At 60.0% G+C, this 20,022-nt stretch carries 21 protein-coding genes; 15 read left to right on the forward strand and 6 right to left on the reverse strand.

The features are described 5' to 3' along the window. The first annotated feature begins 282 nt into the window (after window positions 1-282). The 7 genes from TX23_RS19300 to dhaL all read left to right on the forward strand — a co-directional run bounded on the left by TX23_RS19300 (window position 283) and on the right by dhaL (window position 7,645). On the forward strand, window positions 283-1,770 hold the full coding sequence (locus TX23_RS19300) for a sugar ABC transporter ATP-binding protein (protein WP_057703575.1): 1,488 nt from the start codon (window positions 283-285) through the stop codon (window positions 1,768-1,770). Next, window positions 1,767-2,744: an ABC transporter permease gene (locus tag TX23_RS19305; protein WP_057703576.1), complete on the forward strand. Its 978-nt coding sequence runs from the start codon at window positions 1,767-1,769 to the stop codon at window positions 2,742-2,744. Before TX23_RS19300 ends, TX23_RS19305 begins: the two co-directional genes overlap by 4 nt. 34 nt (window positions 2,745-2,778) lie before the next feature. Then, window positions 2,779-3,786 (forward strand): substrate-binding domain-containing protein, encoded by a 1,008-nt coding sequence (locus tag TX23_RS19310; RefSeq protein ID WP_057703577.1) that lies wholly within the window; start codon window positions 2,779-2,781, stop codon window positions 3,784-3,786. Window positions 3,787-3,939: 153 nt separating this feature from the next. Further along, window positions 3,940-4,695, forward strand: coding sequence for an SDR family oxidoreductase (locus TX23_RS19315; protein ID WP_057703578.1), 756 nt, complete (start codon window positions 3,940-3,942; stop codon window positions 4,693-4,695). Between the two features lie 27 nt (window positions 4,696-4,722). After that, the gene (locus TX23_RS19320) at window positions 4,723-5,838 is read left to right on the forward strand and encodes an MDR/zinc-dependent alcohol dehydrogenase-like family protein (protein WP_032876099.1); all 1,116 of its coding nucleotides are present in this window, start codon (window positions 4,723-4,725) and stop codon (window positions 5,836-5,838) included. A 157-nt stretch (window positions 5,839-5,995) separates the two neighbouring features. Further along, window positions 5,996-6,997 (forward strand): dihydroxyacetone kinase subunit DhaK, encoded by a 1,002-nt coding sequence (locus TX23_RS19325; RefSeq protein WP_057703579.1) that lies wholly within the window; start codon window positions 5,996-5,998, stop codon window positions 6,995-6,997. A 3-nt stretch (window positions 6,998-7,000) separates the two neighbouring features. After that, window positions 7,001-7,645: a dihydroxyacetone kinase subunit DhaL gene (gene dhaL, locus TX23_RS19330; RefSeq protein ID WP_057703580.1), complete on the forward strand. Its 645-nt coding sequence runs from the start codon at window positions 7,001-7,003 to the stop codon at window positions 7,643-7,645. A gap of 158 nt (window positions 7,646-7,803) precedes the next feature. Here dhaL and sohB read toward each other — a convergent pair whose 3' ends face one another. Next, window positions 7,804-8,829, reverse strand: a complete 1,026-nt coding sequence (gene sohB, locus TX23_RS19335) for a protease SohB (protein WP_057703581.1) — start codon at window positions 8,827-8,829, stop codon at window positions 7,804-7,806. 193 nt (window positions 8,830-9,022) lie between these two features. On the opposite strand from sohB, the gene TX23_RS19340 reads away from it, so the two are divergent. Beyond that, the gene (locus TX23_RS19340; protein ID WP_057703582.1) at window positions 9,023-9,733 is read left to right on the forward strand and encodes a histidine phosphatase family protein; all 711 of its coding nucleotides are present in this window, start codon (window positions 9,023-9,025) and stop codon (window positions 9,731-9,733) included. A 55-nt stretch (window positions 9,734-9,788) separates the two neighbouring features. Next, window positions 9,789-10,103, forward strand: coding sequence for an SCP2 sterol-binding domain-containing protein (locus TX23_RS19345; RefSeq protein WP_057703583.1), 315 nt, complete (start codon window positions 9,789-9,791; stop codon window positions 10,101-10,103). Window positions 10,104-10,173: 70 nt separating this feature from the next. On the opposite strand, the gene TX23_RS19350 is transcribed toward TX23_RS19345, so the two are convergent. Further along, complete coding sequence (locus TX23_RS19350; protein ID WP_057703584.1) at window positions 10,174-10,761, reverse strand: NUDIX domain-containing protein; 588 nt, start codon at window positions 10,759-10,761, stop codon at window positions 10,174-10,176. Between the two features lie 205 nt (window positions 10,762-10,966). Here TX23_RS19350 and TX23_RS19355 point away from each other — a divergent pair, with 205 nt between their 5' ends. Then, on the forward strand, window positions 10,967-11,893 hold the full coding sequence (locus tag TX23_RS19355) for an alpha/beta hydrolase (RefSeq protein ID WP_057703585.1): 927 nt from the start codon (window positions 10,967-10,969) through the stop codon (window positions 11,891-11,893). 191 nt (window positions 11,894-12,084) lie between these two features. Here the strand turns inward: TX23_RS19355 and TX23_RS19360 are convergent, their stop codons facing one another. After that, window positions 12,085-13,245: an alpha-hydroxy acid oxidase gene (locus TX23_RS19360; protein ID WP_057703586.1), complete on the reverse strand. Its 1,161-nt coding sequence runs from the start codon at window positions 13,243-13,245 to the stop codon at window positions 12,085-12,087. Between the two features lie 120 nt (window positions 13,246-13,365). On the opposite strand from TX23_RS19360, the gene TX23_RS19365 reads away from it, so the two are divergent. Then, a complete protein-coding gene (locus tag TX23_RS19365; protein ID WP_057703587.1) occupies window positions 13,366-14,151 on the forward strand; it encodes a DeoR/GlpR family DNA-binding transcription regulator in 786 nt (261 codons plus the stop codon). Window positions 14,152-14,250: 99 nt separating this feature from the next. Here TX23_RS19365 and TX23_RS19370 read toward each other — a convergent pair whose 3' ends face one another. Continuing rightward, window positions 14,251-14,682, reverse strand: coding sequence for a hypothetical protein (locus TX23_RS19370; RefSeq protein ID WP_057703588.1), 432 nt, complete (start codon window positions 14,680-14,682; stop codon window positions 14,251-14,253). 2 nt (window positions 14,683-14,684) lie between these two features. Further along, on the reverse strand, window positions 14,685-14,894 hold the full coding sequence (locus TX23_RS19375) for a hypothetical protein (RefSeq protein WP_057703589.1): 210 nt from the start codon (window positions 14,892-14,894) through the stop codon (window positions 14,685-14,687). Window positions 14,895-15,090: 196 nt separating this feature from the next. Between TX23_RS19375 and TX23_RS19380 the strand changes: the two genes are divergently transcribed. Together TX23_RS19380 and TX23_RS19385 are read left to right on the forward strand one after the other, a co-directional pair. Next, on the forward strand, window positions 15,091-15,594 hold the full coding sequence (locus TX23_RS19380) for a DUF4142 domain-containing protein (protein ID WP_057703590.1): 504 nt from the start codon (window positions 15,091-15,093) through the stop codon (window positions 15,592-15,594). A 27-nt stretch (window positions 15,595-15,621) separates the two neighbouring features. Then, window positions 15,622-16,182 (forward strand): type 1 glutamine amidotransferase domain-containing protein, encoded by a 561-nt coding sequence (locus TX23_RS19385; protein WP_057703591.1) that lies wholly within the window; start codon window positions 15,622-15,624, stop codon window positions 16,180-16,182. Between the two features lie 61 nt (window positions 16,183-16,243). On the opposite strand, the gene TX23_RS19390 is transcribed toward TX23_RS19385, so the two are convergent. Continuing rightward, a complete protein-coding gene (locus TX23_RS19390; protein WP_005788888.1) occupies window positions 16,244-16,450 on the reverse strand; it encodes a hypothetical protein in 207 nt (68 codons plus the stop codon). Between the two features lie 277 nt (window positions 16,451-16,727). Between TX23_RS19390 and TX23_RS19395 the strand changes: the two genes are divergently transcribed. Both TX23_RS19395 and TX23_RS19400 read left to right on the forward strand, forming a co-directional pair. Beyond that, window positions 16,728-17,204, forward strand: coding sequence for a hemerythrin domain-containing protein (locus tag TX23_RS19395; RefSeq protein WP_057703592.1), 477 nt, complete (start codon window positions 16,728-16,730; stop codon window positions 17,202-17,204). 177 nt (window positions 17,205-17,381) lie between these two features. Beyond that, window positions 17,382-19,991: a Tc toxin subunit A gene (locus TX23_RS19400; RefSeq protein ID WP_057703593.1), complete on the forward strand. Its 2,610-nt coding sequence runs from the start codon at window positions 17,382-17,384 to the stop codon at window positions 19,989-19,991. The last annotated feature ends 31 nt before the right edge of the window (window positions 19,992-20,022 follow it).

Here is a 20,022-nt window from a genome sequence, read left to right on the forward strand (position 1 = left end):
GCGTCTGGCTCCGCTGCCCTGATCCTGATTAAGACTGATCATATGATCATTCAGTGAAATTTCGCTCAGTCATTTCTTGGTCATTCCACCTCATCTGTCAAGCGCGATTTAACAGACCCTCCGGTCAAAGCGGCCTCAAAAGCAAATATTGCCGCTACAGATGAGAATCAACGCTTTTAAGTGAAAGAGATTGACTGATCAGAATTTCATTTGATACACATATGCTCACAGCGAAACATGACTGTGCGACCTAATAAGAATTCACAGCACGAGGACACGCCGATGGCCACGCCATTACTGCTCCAGGCTGAACATGTCGCCAAGGCTTATGCCGGGGTGCCGGCTTTGCGTGACGGGCGCCTTTCCTTGCGCGGCGGCAGCGTCCACGCCCTGTGCGGCGGCAATGGCGCCGGCAAGTCGACCTTCCTGAGCATCCTGATGGGCATCACCCAACGTGACGCCGGCAGCATTCTGCTCAACGGTACGCCGGTGCAGTTCAACCGCCCCAGTGAAGCCCTGGCGGCCGGGATCGCGATGATCACCCAAGAGCTCGAACCCATCCCCTACATGACCGTCGCCGAGAACATCTGGCTGGGCCGCGAACCGCGCCGCGCCGGTTGCATCGTCGACAGCAAGGCCCTGAACCGCCGCACCCGCGAGCTGCTCGAAAGCCTGGAGTTCGAGGTCGACGCCACCAGCCCCATGCACCGCTTGAGCGTGGCGCAGATTCAGCTGGTGGAAATCGCCAAGGCGTTCAGCCATGACTGCCAGGTAATGATCATGGACGAGCCGACCTCAGCCATCGGCGAGCGCGAGGCAGAAACCCTGTTCAAGGCCATACGCCGCCTTACGGCACGGGGCGCCGGCATCGTGTACGTGTCCCATCGCTTGAGCGAACTGGCGCAAATCGCCGATGACTACAGCATCTTCCGCGATGGCGCCTTCGTGGAAAGCGGGCGCATGGCCGATATCGACCGTGACCATCTGGTGCGCGGCATTGTCGGCCAGGAACTGACGCGCATTGACCACAAGGTTGGCCGCGAATGTGCCGCCGATACCTGCCTGCAAGTGGACAACCTGAGCCGCAACGGCGAGTTTCACGACATCAGCCTGCAATTGCGCCGCGGGGAGATCCTCGGCATTTATGGGCTGATGGGCTCGGGGCGCAGCGAGTTTCTCAACTGCATCTACGGCCTGACCGTGGCCGATTCCGGCAGCGTCACCCTGCAAGGCAAACCCATGCCCATCGGGCTGCCCAAGGCCACCATCCACGCTGGCATGTCACTGGTCACCGAAGACCGCAAGGACAGTGGCCTGGTGCTGACCGGCAGCATCCTGTCGAACATTGCGCTGTCGGCCTACAAGCGCCTGTCGAGCTGGTCGCTGATCAATGCACGCAAAGAAACCCAACTGGCCGAAGACATGGTCAAGCGCCTGCAGATCAAAACCAGCTCCCTGGACCTGCCGGTGGCGTCCATGAGCGGCGGCAACCAACAAAAAGTCGTGCTCGCCAAATGCCTGTCCACCGAGCCGGTGTGCCTGCTCTGCGATGAGCCCACCCGCGGTATCGACGAAGGCGCCAAGCAGGAGATCTACCACCTGCTCGACCAGTTCGTGCGGGCCGGTGGCGCCGCCATCGTGGTGTCGTCCGAAGCCCCGGAACTGCTGCACCTGAGCGATCGCATCGCCGTATTCAAGGGCGGACGGCTGGTAACCATCAGCACCGACACCGCCCTTTCCCAGGAAGCCTTGTTGAGTCTTGCCTCATGAATGCCAAAACCCTTGCCGCCCCTGTCACCACCCCGCCACGCAATCGCTTGCGCCTGTCCCTGGACCGCTTCGGCCTGCCGCTGGTGTTTATTGTGCTGTGCGTGGTGATGGCGTTTTCCAGCGAATACTTCATGACCTGGCGCAACTGGATGGACATCCTGCGCCAGACCTCCATCAACGGCATCCTCGCCGTGGGCATGACGTATGTGATTCTGACCAAGGGCATCGACTTGTCGGTGGGTTCGATCCTGGCCTTTGCCGGTTTGTGCAGCGCGATGGTCGCCACCCAGGGCTATGGCCTGTTGGCGGCAGTCAGCGCCGGAATGTTTGCCGGGGCGATGCTCGGCGTGGTCAACGGCTTTATGGTCGCCAACCTGTCGATCCCGCCGTTCGTGGCCACCCTGGGTATGCTCAGCATCGCGCGCGGCATGACCTTTATCCTCAATGACGGCAGCCCGATCACCGACCTGCCCGACGCCTACCTGGCGCTGGGTATCGGCAAGGTCGGCCCGGTGGGCGTGCCGATCATCATCTTCGCCGTGGTCGCGCTGATCTTCTGGATGGTGCTGCGCTACACCACCTACGGCCGCTATGTGTACGCCGTGGGCGGCAATGAAAAAAGCGCACGCACCTCCGGCATCGGCGTGCGCAAGGTGATGTTTTCGGTGTACGTGGTGTCGGGCCTGCTCGCCGGATTGGCCGGCGTGGTGTTGTCGGCACGGACCACCTCTGCCCTGCCCCAGGCCGGGGTTTCCTATGAGCTGGACGCGATTGCCGCGGTGGTGATCGGCGGCACCAGCCTGTCGGGCGGTACCGGCAGCATTGTCGGCACCTTGTTCGGGGCGCTGCTGATCGGCGTCATCAACAACGGCCTGAACCTGCTCGGCGTGTCCTCCTATTACCAGCAGGTCGCCAAGGGCCTGATCATCGTGTTCGCAGTACTGATCGACGTGTGGCGCAAGAAAAAACGCTGAAGAACGACCGATAACAATAACTGGAGTTCGACTTATGAAACTGGGTACTACCCTGGCCGCCGCGGCGGCCCTCTCCCTGCTCGCCAGCAGTATCGCCATGGCGGCCGACGGCAAGACCTACAAGATCGGCGCCGCCGTCTACGGCCTCAAGGGCCAGTTCATGCAGAACTGGGTGCGCGAGCTCAAGGAACATCCGGCGGTCAAGGATGGCACCGTGCAGTTAACCGTATTCGACGGCAACTACGACGCTCTGACCCAGAACAACCAGATCGAAAACATGGTGACCCAACACTACGACGCGATTCTGTTTGTACCGATCGATACCAAGGCCGGTGTCGGCACTGTCAAGGCGGCCATGAGCAACGACGTGGTGGTCATCGCCTCCAATACGAAAGTAGCCGATGCCAGCGTGCCGTATGTGGGGAACGACGACGTCGAAGGCGGCCGCCTGCAGGCTCAGGCCATGGTCGACAAGCTCAACGGCAAGGGCAACGTGGTGATCATCCAGGGCCCGATTGGCCAGTCGGCGCAGATCGACCGGGAAAAAGGCGAGCTGGAAGTGCTGGGTAAACACCCCGACATCAAGATCATCGAGAAGAAAACCGCCAACTGGGACCGCGCCCAGGCCATGACCCTCACCGAAGACTGGCTCAACGCCCACCCCAAGGGCATCAACGGCGTGATCGCCCAGAACGATGATATGGCCCTGGGTGCCGTGCAGGCTCTGAAGTCCCACGGACTGACCTCCAAAGAGGTGCCCGTGACCTCCATCGACGGGATGCCGGATGCGATCCAGGCGGCGAAAAAAGACGAAGTCACCACCTTCCTCCAGGACGCCCAGGCCCAATCCCAGGGCGCACTGGACGTGGCCCTGCGCGCCCTGGCCGGCGAGGACTACAAGCCGCAATCGGTGATCTGGGAGCGCTACGCCAAGGACGTGAAATGGGCTGACGGCACGGCCAGGAACTACATCCTGCCCTGGGTGCCGGTGACCAATGCCAATGCGGACGCGCTGTACAAGCAAGTCAGCGGCGGCAAGTAGTCAGTGGCTTGAAACACAGTCAACTGTGGGAGCTGGCTTGCCTGCGATGCGGGCACCTCGGTGCATCAGGTAGACCGGGTCGATGCAATCGCAGGCAAGCCAGCTCCCACATTGGACCGCGTTCTACCTTTTGATCTGTAACGGGAGTTATTCATGTCTGGTTTCTGGAACCAAGCCTTCGACCTCAGCGGCCGTTGCGCGGTGATCACCGGGGGCGCCGCCGGCATTGGCCTGGCCTGTGCCACCCTGCTGGTGGAGCGCGGTGCGCGGGTGGCGCTGCTTGACCGCGACCCAGCGGTGGTCGAGGTGGCCGCCAGCCTGGGTGCCGGGCACCTGGGCATTGCCGTCGACCTCGGGAAGATCGACCAGATACAACCGACCGTCGACAAGGTTTTCGCACACTTCCAACGCCTGGATTACCTGATCAACAGCGCAGGCGTCGTGCTGCTGGACAAGGCCGTCGACGTCAGCGAAAGCGCCTGGGACACCACCCTGGACATCAACCTCAAGGCCAGTTTTTTCATGGCGCAGGCCTGCGCCAGGCACATGATCGCCCAGGGCAGCGGGCGCATCGTCAACCTGGCGTCCCAGGCTGCCGTGATTGGCCTGGACCGTCACGTCGCCTACTGCGCCAGCAAGGCGGCGATTGTCGGCATGACCAAGGTATTGGCCATGGAATGGGCGCCGCAGATCAACGTCAACGCCATCTCCCCCACCATTGTCGAAACCGCCCTGGGCAAAAAAGCCTGGGCCGGTGAAGTGGGTGAACGGGCCAAATTGCAGATCCCGGCGGGGCGCTTTGCCCAACCGGAAGAAATCGCCGGGCTGGCGTTGTACCTGCTCAGTGATGCCGCGCAGATGATCACCGGCGCCAACATGGTGATCGATGGCGGCTACAGCATTCAGTAATTCATCTTAATGTCGTGAGGTCTTGTCATGTCCACCGTCACCGAACGCACACCCGAACAGCTCGCCCCGAGCATCCCCAAAACCATGCAGGCCGTGGTCTGCCATGGGCCGGAAGACTACCGCCTGGAAACCGTTGACGTACCCACCCCAGGCCCCGACGAGATTCTGACCAAGGTCGAGCTGTGCGGCATTTGCATGGGCGATATCAAGACCTATCGCGGCGCACCATCGTTCTGGGGCGACGCCGAGCAACCGCGTTACGTGAAGCCGCCGATGATCCCGGGGCATGAGTTCGTGTGCCGTGTGGTCGCCCTCGGCCCGGGTGCGGAAAAGCGCGGCGTGGCGGTCGGCGACCGGGTGATTTCCGAACAGATCGTACCGTGCTGGGGTTGCCGCTTCTGCAACCATGGCCAGTACTGGATGTGCCAGAAGCACGACCTGTATGGCTTCCAGAACAATGTGCAGGGCGCCATGGCTCAGTACATGATCTTTACCAAGGAAGGCATCATTCACAAAGTGCCGGAATCCATCGCCCCCGACGAAGCGATCCTGATCGAGCCATTGGCCTGCTCGCTGCACGCAGCGGAGCGCGCCAACGTCGACCATGACGACATCGTGGTGGTCGCCGGCGCCGGCACCCTGGGCCTGGGCATCATCGGCGCGGTGCGGTTGCGCAACCCGAAAAAGCTTATTGTGCTGGACATGAAACCCGAACGCGCCGCCCTCGCCCTGCGCATGGGCGCCGACGAAGTCTGGAACCCCGCCGAGGTCGATGTGCTGGCGAAAATCCGCGAGATTACCGACGGCTACGGCTGCGACATCTATATCGAAGCCACCGGGCATCACAAGGCGGTGAACCAGGGGTTGGCGATGCTGCGCAAGCTGGGGCGCTTCGTCGAGTTCAGCGTATTCAATGACGAGGCCACGGTGGATTGGTCGATCATTGGCGACCGCAAGGAGCTGGATATCCTCGGCTCGCACCTGGGGCCTTATATGTACCCCAGGGCCATCGACTTTATCGGCAACCGCAAAATCGACATGCGCGATGTGGTGACCCACAAGTTTGCGCTGGCGGACTTCAAGGAGGCGTTTGCAGTGATGGAGCGCGGCGATAAATCGCTGAAGGTTGTGCTCGAACCCTGATTGCAGCGACAACACACAACCCTGTGGGAGCTGGCTTGCCTGCGATGACGGTGCACCAGATAAAAATGCGCCAACTGACACACCGCCATCGCAGGCAAGCCAGCTCCCACAGGGGAATAGTGCCGCCCCTTACAACAAGAACACAGGAACCCGCGTTATGAATCGAGTCATCAACGATCCCGACCAAGTGGTCGAGGACATGCTGCGCGGCATCCTGGTCGCGCACCCGGAACTGCGTCAGTACGAAACCAACCCACGGGTCATCGTCAAGGCTCGGCCCTCCGGCCAGGGCCGGGTCGGCATCGTCACCGGGGGCGGCTCCGGGCATGAACCGGCGTTCCTCGGGTACGTCGGCCCGGGCCTGGTGGATGCCGTCGCCGTCGGTGAGATTTTTTCCTCACCCACTGCCAAGAGTTTTTTCGACGCCTTCCGCGCCGCCGACCATGGCGCAGGCGTCGCCTGCCTGTATGGCAACTACGCGGGCGACAATATGAACGTCAAGCTGGCGATGAAGATGGCCGCCAGCAAAGATATGCGCATCCGCACGGTGGTCGCCAACGACGACGTGGCGTCCGCGCCCAAGGCCGATATCGCCAAGCGTCGCGGCGTGGCCGGGGAAATCTTCATGTGGAAGATCGGCGGTGCCGCCGCCGCCCAGCATTACGATTTGGACGGGGTCATACGTGTCGCGCAGAAAACCGTCGATCAGTGCCGCTCAATCGGCATCGGCCTTACGCCCTGCACCATCGCCGCCGTGGGCAAGCCGAACTTCCAGATCCCCGACGGCCAAATGGAATTGGGCATCGGCCATCATGGCGAGCCGGGCATCGAAGTCATCCCGATTGAACCGGCCGCCGCCATGGCCGAGCGGATGCTGGCGCCAATCCTGGCCGACCGCGATTTCAGCCAGGACGACAGTGTAGTGGTGCTGGTCTCGGGCCTTGGCGCTACACCCGTCATGGAGCTGTATATTTTCTACGCCGAGGTGGAAAAACAACTCAAGGCCAAGGGCTTGAAAATTCACCGTTGCTACGTCGGCAACTACTTCACCTCCCTGGAAATGATGGGCGTGACCCTGACCCTGCTCGGCCTCGATGCCGAACTCAAAACCCTGATCGACCAACCCTGCCGTTCCATCGGCATGACACAGGCGGAGTGAACCATGAGCCAGCACTTTTCCACCCATGACGGCAGCGCCATCGTCGCCGACCTGGTCAGCGTGATCGTGGCCAACCGTGAATACCTCAGCGAAGTCGACGGCGCCATTGGCGATGGTGACCACGGCATCAACATGGCCAAGGGTTTCGCCCATTGTGGTCGTACCATCGAAGGGCGCCAATTGACCCTGGCCGAGGCGCTGGACGAATTGACCCTGAGCCTGATGGAAGGCATCGGCGGCTCCATGGGGCCGTTATATGGCAGCCTGTTTATCGGCATGGCCGATCAAGTGCGCAGCAGCGAGAAGATTGACGCCGCCACCTTCGCCCAGCTGCTGCGCGGGGGCCTGACCTCGTTGCAGGACATCACCGAAGCCGGTGTGGGCGACAAGTGCTTGATGGATACTTTGATTCCGGCGGTGGAGGCGTTTGAACGGGCTCATGGGTCTGGGGCTTCGTTCAACGATGCACTCGATGCGATGAAAAGCGCCGCTTCTCAAGGGCGGGATTCGACCAAGGACCTGGTGGCCAAGATTGGTCGGGCCAGTCGTTTGGGAGAGCGTTCACTCGGGGTGCTGGATGCCGGAGCGGTGTCGTGCTGCCTGATCCTTACGCAGTTGGCGGACTCTATTCAGCCTCGCCTGGTCTGATCTTGCCCAGGGCCCTGTAGGAGCGAGCTTGCTCGCGAAAAACTCACAAACGCCACGTTTATTCAGGAAACACGCGTTATCGTTGAAATTTTTCGCGAGCAAGCTCGCTCCTACAGAAGGTGCTTCACACCTGGTTCACCCGTGTTTTCAGTGGCGGCTTACCAGAACCGCTGCTGGGTCAACCGGCTCCACCAGGTCAACAGCACCCGGTCCACCGAACCACTGGCCGCCAGGCCCACGCGCTCTTGCAGGCTCTTACGCTCGGCATAGTGCAAGTGGAACACTTCGGCGGTCTTGGCCTTGGTGGCCAGGTATTCGTCGCTGGTTTGCAGCTCATCGACCAGCTGTTTGTCGAGGGCGGCAACACCCAGCCACACTTCACCGGTCGCCACCTCGTCAATCGCCAGCTGTGGGCGGTAGCGCGAGACGAAGTTCTTGAACAACTGGTGGGTGATATCCAGATCTTCCTGGAATTTCTCCCGGCCTTTCTCGGTATTTTCGCCAAACACCGTAAGGGTGCGCTTGTATTCACCGGCGGTCAGCACTTCGAAGTCGATGTCGTGCTTTTTCAGCAGGCGGTTGACGTTGGGCAACTGCGCCACCACGCCAATGGAGCCGAGTATGGCGAAGGGTGCACTGATAATCTTCTCGCCGATGCACGCCATCATGTAGCCGCCGCTGGCCGCCACTTTGTCGATGCACACGGTCAACGGCACGCCGGCCTGGCGAATACGCGCCAGTTGCGACGAAGCGAGGCCATAGCTGTGCACCATGCCGCCGCCGCTTTCCAGGCGCAGCACCACTTCATCCTTCGGGGTAGCCAGGCTCAGCAGTGCAGTGATTTCGTGGCGCAGGCTTTCGGTGGCTGACGCCTTGATGTCGCCATTGAAATCCAGCACAAACACCCGTGGCTTGACCTCGGGCTTCTTCTTGTCTTTCTTCTTTTCGGCTTTGCTTTCAGACTTGCGCAGCGCCTTGAGCTGGTCCTTGTCGAGCAGGCTCGACTCCAGGCGCTCGCGCAGGCCCTTGTAGAAATCGTTCAGCTTGCTGACCTGTAATTGGCCGGCGGCTTTACGACGACCCTTGCTGCGCAGCGCTGCGAAGCTGATCAATACCACCAGAATAGCGACCACCAGGGTGACGGTCTTCGCCAAAAAGCTCGCGTATTCGGCCAAAAAATCCATATGTCTCCTTAAGAATGCACTGCGCCAGGCGCGGATGGCCCCAGCATACCGACGCCACTGCGTTGGAGCCAGTGATCAAACCGCCAGCAGGTGGGCTCCAACGGGCTTTTAAAACAAGCGTATGTTTTTTCATTGACAGCTCGCAGGCATCCTCATAACCTCGCCAGACTTTCAACGTACCGGGAAAACGGACGTGGGCAGCATCTATCTGATTCGACATGGCCAAGCCTCCTTCGGTGCAGACGACTATGACGTCCTGTCGCCCGTCGGTGTGGAACAGGCGCAAGTGCTCGGTCGCCATCTGGCAGACCTGGGCCTCGTGTTCGATCGCTGCATTGCCGGCGACCTGCGTCGCCAGCAGCACACCGCTACCGCTACGTTCGATCAATACAGCGCCCTGGGCCTGCCGGTGCCGATGCTGGAAACCGACAGCGCCTTTAATGAATTCGACGGCGAAGCCATCATTCGCGGCCTGCTGCCTGATTTACTCGGCAGCGAGCCCAATGCCATGCATATCCTGCGCAATGGCCCGCAGAACCGCAGCGAGTTCCAGCGCATCTTCGCTCTGATCATCGAGCGCTGGCTGGCCGGCACCTATGACCCGCCGGGGCTGGAAAGTTGGCTGGGGTTCGTCGAGCGCGTGCAGGGTGGCCTGCAGCGCATCCTTGACGCCGCCCGGAGCGCCGACAAAATCGCAGTGTTCACGTCCGGCGGCACCATCACCGCCCTGCTTCACCTGATTACCCGAATGCCTGCCGCGCAGGCGTTCGAAATGAACTGGCAAATTGTAAACACCTCGCTCAACCAGCTGAAATTCCGCGGTCGCGAGGTGGCACTGGCTTCCTTCAACAGTCATGCCCACCTGCAACTGTTGAAGGCGCCGCAGCTCATCACTTTCCGATGAGCTGCGGCCAACCGTGACCCCAAGGTCACTGGACTCACCATAAAGGATCGAAACCATGACTGACGTAGCCAAAGCTGTAGAAGCAATGAAAGCCAAATTCAACCCAGGCGCTGCCGAAGGCCTGGACCTGGTGTTCGGTTTCCGTATCGACGACACCAAGAATTTTTCGCTGGTGGTCAAGGACAAGACCTGCGAACTCAAAGAAGGTGAAAACCCTGACGCTCAGGTCACTCTGGTGATGGACAGCGAGACTCTGGAAGGCATCGTCGACGGTTCCACCGACGGTATGCAAGCATTCATGGGCGGCAAATTGCGCACCGAAGGCGACATGATGCTGGCGATGAAATTAAGCGAACTGTTCCCTTCCTGATTCGGGGTAACTGCGCTCAAACTATCCCGCCTTCACAGGCGGGATTTTTTTGCCTGTACGTTCGGCCCGGTCACCAACCGTCTCTCAACATCCGCAGCTCCAAATGCTGCAATAACATAATGGTTTTGCCATCCACGATGTCGCCGCTCTGCACCATCGCCAGTGCCTGCTCGAACCCCAGCTCCAACACCTCGATGTCCTCGCCTTCTTCTTCCAGCCCGCCGCCCGCCCCCACACGATCCCCGGGCTGATACTCGCCGATAAAAAAGTGAATTCGCTCGGTTACCGAGCCCGGGCTCATGAACGCCGCGTAGATTTTTTCCACGTGGCCCACGCGGTAGCCGGTCTCTTCTTCGGCTTCCAGGCGTATGCGCTCTTCGGGGCTGGCGTTGTCGAGCAAGCCGGCCGCCGCTTCGATCAGGTAGCCGGAGTAATCGTTGACGAACGTCGGCATACGGAACTGGCGAATCAGCAGCACCGTGCGGCGCTCGCGGTTGTACAAGAGGATCGTTGCGCCGTTGCCCCGGTCGTAGACCTCACGCGTCTGGGCTTGCCAGCTGCCGTCGCGACGGCGCAGGTCGAAGCTGTATTTCTTCAACAGGTACCAGTTGTCCGAGAGGGTTTCTTCGGCGGTGATGCGCACGGGGCTGCTGTTCATGGATGGGCCTATGCAGGTGGAGCAGAGAGCGGTTTTACCTGCGCAAACTACAGGGTTTGCTCTGCTGTGAAGCTGCCCACCCTAGCAACTCACACCCGGGTTGTTCAATGCTGTAACACTTTCACCTTTCACGATCGTCGTATTAATACCTGCGTTCGCGAGCCTTCTGGTAAAACCCGTGCTTCGCCTTTGTCCTGGAGCCTTCATGCTATCCCGTTTTATCACCCGCCTGGGCCTGCGCTGGCTGCCCTTGCTGTGCATGGCCGCGTTGGTCATCGGCCTGCCGGTCGGCTGCGCCGTGCTGCAACACAAGGAACGCGAACTGGTGTTTCGCATCGAACCGGGGACGGCCAGCTGGTACACCGGCCTGCCCAAGGCCGTGCAGGAGTTCGAACTCAAGCCCGCCAGTTTCAAGTCGGGGCAGAACATTCATGGCTGGTGGTACCCGGCCGCGAACAAAGACGCACCGGCCATCCTCTACCTGCACGGGGTGCGCTGGAACCTCACGGGCCAGCTGTTTCGCATCGAGCAATTGCACGCACTGGGCTTCTCGGTGCTGGCCATCGACTATCGCGGCTTTGGCCAAAGCCAGGGCGACTTGCCATCCGAGACCACGGTCAACGAAGACGCACGCATCGCCTGGGAACGCTTCCAGATCCTGCAGCCAGACCCGGGCAAGCGTCTGATCTATGGGCACTCACTGGGAGGTGCAGTCGCTATCGATCTCGCCGCTGAGCTGGGCAAGCAAGTGCCACTGCCGGTACGCGGGCTGGTGATCGAATCCACGTTCACCTCTTTGGCGGATGTGGCCACGGCCGTTGCCAACACCTCGTTGCCGGTGCGCTGGCTGCTGTCGCAGAAGTTCGACTCCATCGACAAGATTGCCGACATCCACATGCCCTTGCTGGTGGTCCACGGCCTCGATGACCGCTATGTTCCACCGCGCTTCAGCCAGCAATTATTTGAAGCCGCCCAGCAACCCAAGCATTTGTTATTGGTGCCCGGTGCCAGCCATAACAACAGCATGAGCCTGGCCGGTCGCAGCTATGGCAAGGCGCTGGAAAACCTCATGCGCACGAAGATGCCCGCCCGCGTAGTGACACACTCCACAGGGCGCGACAACGCGTCATAAACATACATTTCGGCACTGGGTTCGCGCTTGGCTGTCAAGCGCAAACCCTGCCCATGCTGGCCCGAAACTGAAGTTGATCAAATAATGATCTTCGCTCAAATCGCCAACGCTGCCGGGCCTTCGCAAAGTTATCCACAGAGATACCCACGGTTTTCGTGGACAACTCTTTTTATATTTTTACGTTTTTTTGCTCAGGCAGCACTTTCAGGAAAGGTGCCAGGCAGCAAAATTTCGCGATTCACATCGCGTATATCGTTATAGCCACACAACGCCATCGACACGTCCAACTCACGGGCGATGATATCGAGCGCCTTGGTCACACCCGCCTCGCCCATCGCCCCCAGGCCATACAAGTGCGGGCGACCGATCATGGTGCCCCTGGCGCCCAGCGCCATGGCCTTGAGCACGTCCTGGCCGGAACGAATGCCACCGTCGAGCCACACTTCAATGCGGTTGCCTACGGCTTCAACAATGGCCGGCAACTGGCTGATGCTCGACGGCGCACCATCGAGTTGCCGACCACCGTGGTTGCTCACCACCAACGCATCCGCGCCGGAGTCGGCCGCCAGCCGCGCATCCTCCACATCGAGGATGCCCTTGATGATCAACTTGCCGCCCCAGCACTTCTTGATCCACTCCACATCGTCCCAACTCAGACGCGGGTCGAACTGCTGCGCCGTCCATGACGACAGCGAACTCATATCGGCCACGCCCTTCACATGCCCGACGATATTGCCGAAGCCACGCCGCTGGGTGCCGAGCATACCCATGACCCAGCGCGGCTTGGTCATCATGTTGAGGAGATTGGGCAGGGTCAGTTTGGGCGGCGCCGACAAGCCATTGATCAAGTCTTTGTGGCGTTGCCCCAGGATCTGTAGGTCCAGTGTCAGCACCAGCGCATCCACCCCGGCAGCCTTGGCGCGTTCGATCAGTTGCTCGATAAACCCACGGTCGCGCATCACATAAAGCTGGAACCAAAAGGGCTGACCGACATGCTCGGCAATGTCTTCCAGCGAGCAAATACTCATGGTCGACAAGGTGTAGCGCAGGCCGAACGCCGCCGCAGCGCGGGCGGTCAGGATTTCGCCATCGGCATGTTGCATACCGGCCAGGCCGGTAGGTGCCAGGGCCACGGGCATGGCCATGTCCTGGCCAATCATGCTGGCGCGGATCGAACGCTCATCGATATTGCGCGCCACGCGCTGGCGGAACTTGATGCGCGCAAAATCGCTTTCATTGGCGCGGTAGGTGCTCTCAGTCCAGGAGCCGGAATCGGCGTAGTCGTAGAACATCCGCGGCACACGCTTTTGCGCCAGCTTGCGTAAGTCTTCGATGGTTGTGATCAACGACATCGGGTCACCTCTCCCTGAACTGAACACAGAGAGTAACCGGCCATCGCCCAGGCAACCAGCCGTTGCGTTTATCGCAGCCGGTGATTAATCTCGCATAAACCCGCAATAAAGCGCACAAACATGCACAACGCCCATCAAGCCATCGACCTGCCCTCTCTGCGTAAACAAAAGATCCTGTTGCTGCTTGAACGCGACGGCAAGGTCACCGCCTCGGAGCTTGTCGAGCATTTCGCCGTGTCCCAAGACACCATTCGCCGCGACCTCGGCGAACTCGCCGCCGCGGGTTTATTGCAGCGCGTACACGGCGGCGCCCTGCCCCGGCCCAGGGACACCGGCAAGGACTTCTTTACCCGTGTCGGCGAGACTACCGAGGTCAAACGCGACCTTGCACGTCTGGCGGCGGAGCGGGTTGAAGATGGCCAGATCGTGCTGTTCGATTCCGGCTCCACCACCTTGCAAATCGCTCAGTCATTGCCGCACACCATTCACCTGACCGTGGTCACCCCGTCGCCGATGATTGCCATCGCCCTGGCGGACCATCCGCATGTAAAGGTGATCCTGGCCGGCGGCCAACTCAATCCCGCCACCCTTTCAACCGGCGGCCATGAAGCGCTGCGCCTGATCCAGAGCATCAAGGCCGACCTGCTGTTTACCGGCGTCTGCGCGCTGCACCCGCAAGTGGGCATTACCTCGCTGCACTTCGGCGAGGTGGCGGTCAAGCAAGCCTTGATCGACAGCGCGTCCCAGGTGGTGGCGGTGACAACCTCAGACAAACTCGGCGCGGTGGAACCGTTTGTGGTGGCGCCGTGCAGTCGTATTCATACGCTGATTACCGAGTGGGATGCGCCGGGGGTGGAGGCCTATGAGCAGTTGGGGTTAGAGGTGCAGCGGGTGATAGATCAGTGACGCAGCAACGACTGATGAATGCGGCGCTCTCCAGTTTTTCGCGAGCAAGCTCGCTCCTACAGAAAAGCAGAAGCCTGCGGCTGGTAAGCACATGCTGGGTCAGAACAACACATCCGCCGCATCACGCATAAAAATCTCGATGGTCTTGGGGCCAACACCGTCGAATTCAGCCAGGCGCTGTTCAAACGCCTGGCGATCTTCGCTGGCCTGCCGAATCCTGGTGATCTTGCCGCCGTAATCGGCATTGAGCCTGGCACTCAGGTCCAGCAGGCGTTGCGCCGTGGTTTCGTCGTAACGCACGTAATGCGCCCGCCCCAGCATCGCCACCAACTCCCGCGATGTGCAGTGCTGCAATTTGCGCGGCGTATTACGCCCCTCCTCCTCAACGATCACCTTGTACGCCTGGGCGGCGATGGGTGCCTGAATGCGCTTGCCCATCAGGAAGCTGGCGATAAACCACTTGAACAGGCTGGCGTCATCATCAGGCTTGAGCTGGATGCCCAACTGCGCCGCGCTGATGGAACGAGCCATGCTCAATGCCCCTTGTCGAGCGTCTCGTTGATCGCATCCGTCTGACGTTCAATGTCCTTGATCGAGGTAGGTGTCACGACTTTGTCGATGGTTTCGGTCTTCGGGTTTGCACGCTCCAGTGTCTGCCCTTTCGTACCTTCAGCCTTACCCTTCTGCGCGTCTTCAGAGCTGACAGGGTCGGGGGTTTTATCGCCGCGCGTGTGTTCGTTCACTGTGCAATCTCCTGAAAATAAGGGCCTCCAAACAGTGGCGGCCTTATGCAGCAGAACACGCTGAATTTGAATTGGTTCAAGGAAATTGCCACGCCTGACCGTCGGGCAATCGCGCGCAAAAAAAATTAAACCTTTTGCTCGGCACCCCGCTCAACTCTTGGGTACGGCATCACGCCATTTCCTGAGGAGAGACACCATGACCACTCGACTGATGAAACAAATGGGCCTGACCTTCGCACTGGTTGCCGGCTCGATGTCTACTGCGATGGCAGCCACGTCCAACGACTTTGTCGACAACGCCGCCGAGGGCGGCATTACCGAGGTGGAAGCCGGCAAGCTGGCGCTGGAAAAAAGCAGCTCGGCAGACATCAAAACCTTCGCGCAGCACATGGTGACCGACCATACCAAAGCCAATAACGAGCTCATGACTCTGGCAAAAAAACTCGATATCGAGGTGCCGGATGACGCCGCCCTGACCGACAAGGCGAAGAAAGCGATTCTGGAAATGCGCGATGAGTCGTTCGACAAGGCCTACGCCAACAACCAGGTGGCCGCCCATGAAAAAACCGTCGAACTGTTCAAGAAAGAAGCGGCCTCTTCGGACAACGCCGAGCTGAAAGCTTTCGCTGCCAAGACGCTGCCGACCCTTGAGGCTCATTTGAAAATGGCCAAGGAACTGCAAAGCAAATACGCCAAGTAATTAACCTGACACAGGAGGCATCTGAATATGAGTTCGCAACTCACAGGCAAGAAAATCCTCGTTATCACGTCCAACACCGGGATCGAGCGCGACGAGCTGCTCAAACCCCTGGAAACCCTGCGTGGCTACGGCGCGACCGTGACGCACGCCTCCAGCAAGGGCGGCACCACCCAGACCTTTGTCGGCGATACCGAAAAGGACGGGACTGTAGAGTCCGATGTGCAATTGTCTGATGTGGTCGGCGGCAACTTCGATGCACTGGTCATCCCGGGCGGGACGGTGAATGCCGACACCTTGCGCCAGGACGCCGCGGCGTTGCGCTTGATCAACGAGTTCGCTCAGGCAGGCAAGACCATTGCCGCGATCTGCCACGGGCCGTGGACGCTGATCGACGCCGGCGTGGTCAAGGGTAAAACCCTGACCTCGTACAAAAGCGTGCGCATAGACCTGGAAAACGCTGGCGCTGCCGGCGTGGTGGATGCCGAGGTCAAGGAATGCAAAGCCAATGGCTGGACCTTGATCACCTCGCGTACACCGGACGATTTGCCGGCATTCAATGAGGCGATTGCCAAGGCTGTGGCGGGCTGATCCTAACTAACGAATGACAACAGGCGCCCATGGGGCGCCTGTTTTTATAGGGCTCACCGACTCAGCTCTTGCGATGCTCTGCCATCTCGCGCTTGGGCCCGAACATCGCCCATGCGATCAACCCCAACAGCGGCACAAAAACCAGCACCACCACCCACAGTCCCTTGGTCTCCCAGCCACCGGTACTGCGCAGGACGATATTGATCGCCCACAGTTCCAACAGCAGCAGAATCACTGCCAATATGATCCAGATATATTCTATTTGCATGATTCACCTCCTGAGGTCTAAAGGTTAGGTCAAGCAGATCGCTCAAGGGTTCCATTAGAATTTTCAGGCAAGGCTTACGAGCCGCCGGCAGGCGTGCGTTGTGCAATCCCCAAAGGACCAGACCATGCAAGCTGCACGACAACCACGCCTAAATAAACGCCTATCTGCTTGATTTAAATAGTGATTTAACCTCAATGAAAATTGGTATGGCTGATGCAAATCTCTCACTACGAGGCGTGCGTTTCGACATGCCCGACCACTACCCGTGAGGTTGCACATGAATGCCATCGATCTGCTCAAAGCCGACCATGAACGCGTCAAGACCCTGCTGACCCAACTGAGCGAATCCACCGAGCGCGGGGTTAAAAAGCGCACCGAGTTGCTCGCCAGGCTCGAGATGGAAATCACCCTGCACACCCAGCTTGAAGAAGAAATCCTGTATCCCGCTTTCAGGAAAGCCGGCGGCAAGGAACAGGAGGTCATGTATCACGAGGCCAAGGAAGAGCACCGCACCGTCGACGCGCTGGTGCTGCCCGACCTGAAGCAGACCGAGCCCTCCTCCACCGAGTTTTCCGGACGTGTGAAAGTGCTTAAGGAATTGCTTGAGCACCACATCGAAGAAGAGGAATCGGAGATGTTTCCCCAGGCGAAAAAACTGCTGGGCAAGGCCACACTTGAAGAACTGGGGGCCGAAATGGAGGCAATGAAAGCGGCCTACAAAAAAGCCTCGACCAACAAACCCATCGCAGCCTGACAGACCCGCCAATCAAAGCTCAAGCGACAGCCCCACGGGGTCTGTCGCGCTATCGAGCTTCACCAGTGATTTCTCCTCGCCTACTCGGCGACCCGGCCGACCGAGCCGGCCTGCAGGCCCATGCTAGCGTGCCATTGCCCATGGCATTGGCACTGGGCTTTCAGGAGATTCACCACAATGGACACGCATTCGCCCACCTACACCAGGCTCTTCAAGGAAGACTGGGAGCTGCTTTGCTCGGCTTCCTCCATGGCTGCCATCGATTCCCCCGTCGCCTATTTGAAGGCGCTGTATGTATTTGCCCAGACGCTTGAAAACAGCGCAAACGGCCAGACCGGCAAAGTCACCCTGGACCAGCGGCGACCTGAGCTCAAGGCATTGCCCATCGATGAACGCAGCCTGACGGCTGTGATCCCCCAACTGTCGATCATTAATGAAACCCTTGCCCACCAGATCGACACATACCTTACAAAGACCGCGGGGGAAAACCGTGGACGCTCGCTTGATACGGTGCTCGGTCTTCAACGCTTTCCATTCGCCCTGCCGTTTGAGCGAGCCCATCGGCAATGCTGGCTCAGCTTGTCCGCAGGTAAGCCGCAACTGGGGGAACTCAGTTATCGCATCAGTCTGAAGCTGCCCACTACCCAACGCGCTCAGAACGCCTACGGCGTGGTCAGGCACGCAGCCTATGAAGCACAGCGATTGCTGTGCGGCTTGAGTCCTGCACAGCAAAACTTGTTGACGGAACCCTTTCTGGATAGCTCGGGTAACTTGCACGCCACTGAATTTTTCGCGCGGCACTACGGCCTCCAGGAGGAGTCGCTCAGGAAAATGTCCCACTGGCTGCACCAAACCGAACTGACTCGCAACCAGGCCCAGGCATTACTGGCCTGCGGCAGGGACCTGCCGGTGCTCTCGGGCAATGTATCTGCCGCCGCACTGCCAAGGCGATCCGCCCGGCGACAGATCCATGAACGGGCAGCCTACGTGAACGGCCCGATAACCGAGAATGCCCAGACGCAACAACCGCTGTCGATAGCGAACGCCGAACTGCAAAACACCTCATGGAACCGCTACCAGCGCCTGCACCGAATGATTCGCCTGCAACGCTGGACGCAACTGCCGTTTGAGGCGCTGGACGCGCTGTTGATCAGCGTGGTGCGGCGTGAGCAGGACGCTGATCTGCATCAGCCCTGTAACGACAATACCCTGCGGGCGCTGGGTGTCTACCGCTACCTGGAGCGGCGTTACGGCCTGCCACTTGAAGGGTTCGCGGCGATGCTGGATGAACTCCCTGTGTGGGCGTCGGGCAATCGCCTGTCGCTGTATGACCAGGTGTTCAACCACGCTTCAATGCCAGGCGAGACACTGCGGGTGGATGTGCCGAATTTGGCGCTGCATGAAGCGCTGCCGGACAACCTTCGACATCGGCTGTGTGCGGGTCTGAACCTTGGGGACACCCCCGACGCCTTGCATTGGGTGATCGGCCAGGCGCGTCGATACCTGCCTTCGCCCTGCCCGCCGCTGACGTTCTATAGCGCCCTGTACCGCCAGGCCCGTATCGCACGGTTGTTCGGGCTCTCGGTGCTCGACAGTCATCACGTGGCGGCACTGCTCGGCGGGACGGATTACACAGTCCAACTGGTCAACCCCTCACTGCGCCGCTCCGGCGTCAACGCACCGCCAGACATGCTCGATGTGCTGATGCAAATGGATTGGCTGGTCGGTTGGCTCAAGGACACACGCCAATCGGTTGACCAGCTTCGCCGCCGATTAGTCCTGGAGCCGGACGTACAGCCGGCCCAGATCCAGGCGTACCTCAACCAGCTCGATGACCTGGTGCAATTGACCCGACAGGGACTGCTGGCGCCAGAAGACATCGCCGACCTTACGCTGCCCCAGCCCGAGCCTGACACCAGGTCCGCGCCCATTCCCTGGCATGCCCTTATTGTTCAGGGCCTGCTGCACAGCCCCCCCCAGTTCAAGCCGTCAGCCCCCACGGAACTGCCCAGGACACTGGTGCAACTCATTGAAGCTCGAACCCTGAGCCTGGACCCGGACCGCAACGCGGCCCAGCACGCCGTTGCCAAACACGCAATAACCAAGAAGCTGGGCGAGTTCTATCGGCAGCTGCAGCCCTTGAAGGACAAAATCGATGCGCTGTTCAGCACCCCATCGAATGTGCCTGGCGATCCGGCACTGCACCTGCAATCGCGCAGGCTCGCCGCCCGCCAGATTGCGCGTACGGCCACTGCGCAATCCCACCTGGACCTGGTCAAACATCTGTTGCTGCTGTTGCCGGACGCCGAAGAGTTATTGGAGCTGGCGGTGAGCCGCCAGACCCTGAACACCTTTTTGCTCCACCCGCACTGGTTGAGCCAGGAGCAGACGCAAGGCTCGCTGCTCAAGCTGACATTGAACACGCTCTACCTGCTGCAGCGCTTTGCCCACTGCCTCGACACCTATGGGCTGGCCCAGGACAGCGTGCTCGATTATCTGCAACGCGCCAACACACCCTCTCCGGCCGGCGTCGACACCTCTGCCACCACACGACTGGCCGCCCTGCTCAAGTGGGAGGTCGGCGAGATTGAGCATCTGGCCGCCCATCTGCCGAACAAACAGGTAAACACCCTGGCCGACCTGGACTGGATCCTGCGTTGCCACCAGGCCGTCAGGCTCACCGGGCTCTGCGCCAAAACCCTGCTCAAGGCAACCGACCTGCACGCCACATTGATGAACGAGGACTGGCGACACGTCGGTTCGGCATTGATCACTACCGCCCCATAACACCGCTTTGTTTCGACCGGATCAAGGAATG

Origin of the sequence: Pseudomonas paralactis, from assembly GCF_001439735.1 — a bacterium.
GTDB lineage: Bacteria > Pseudomonadota > Gammaproteobacteria > Pseudomonadales > Pseudomonadaceae > Aquipseudomonas > Aquipseudomonas paralactis.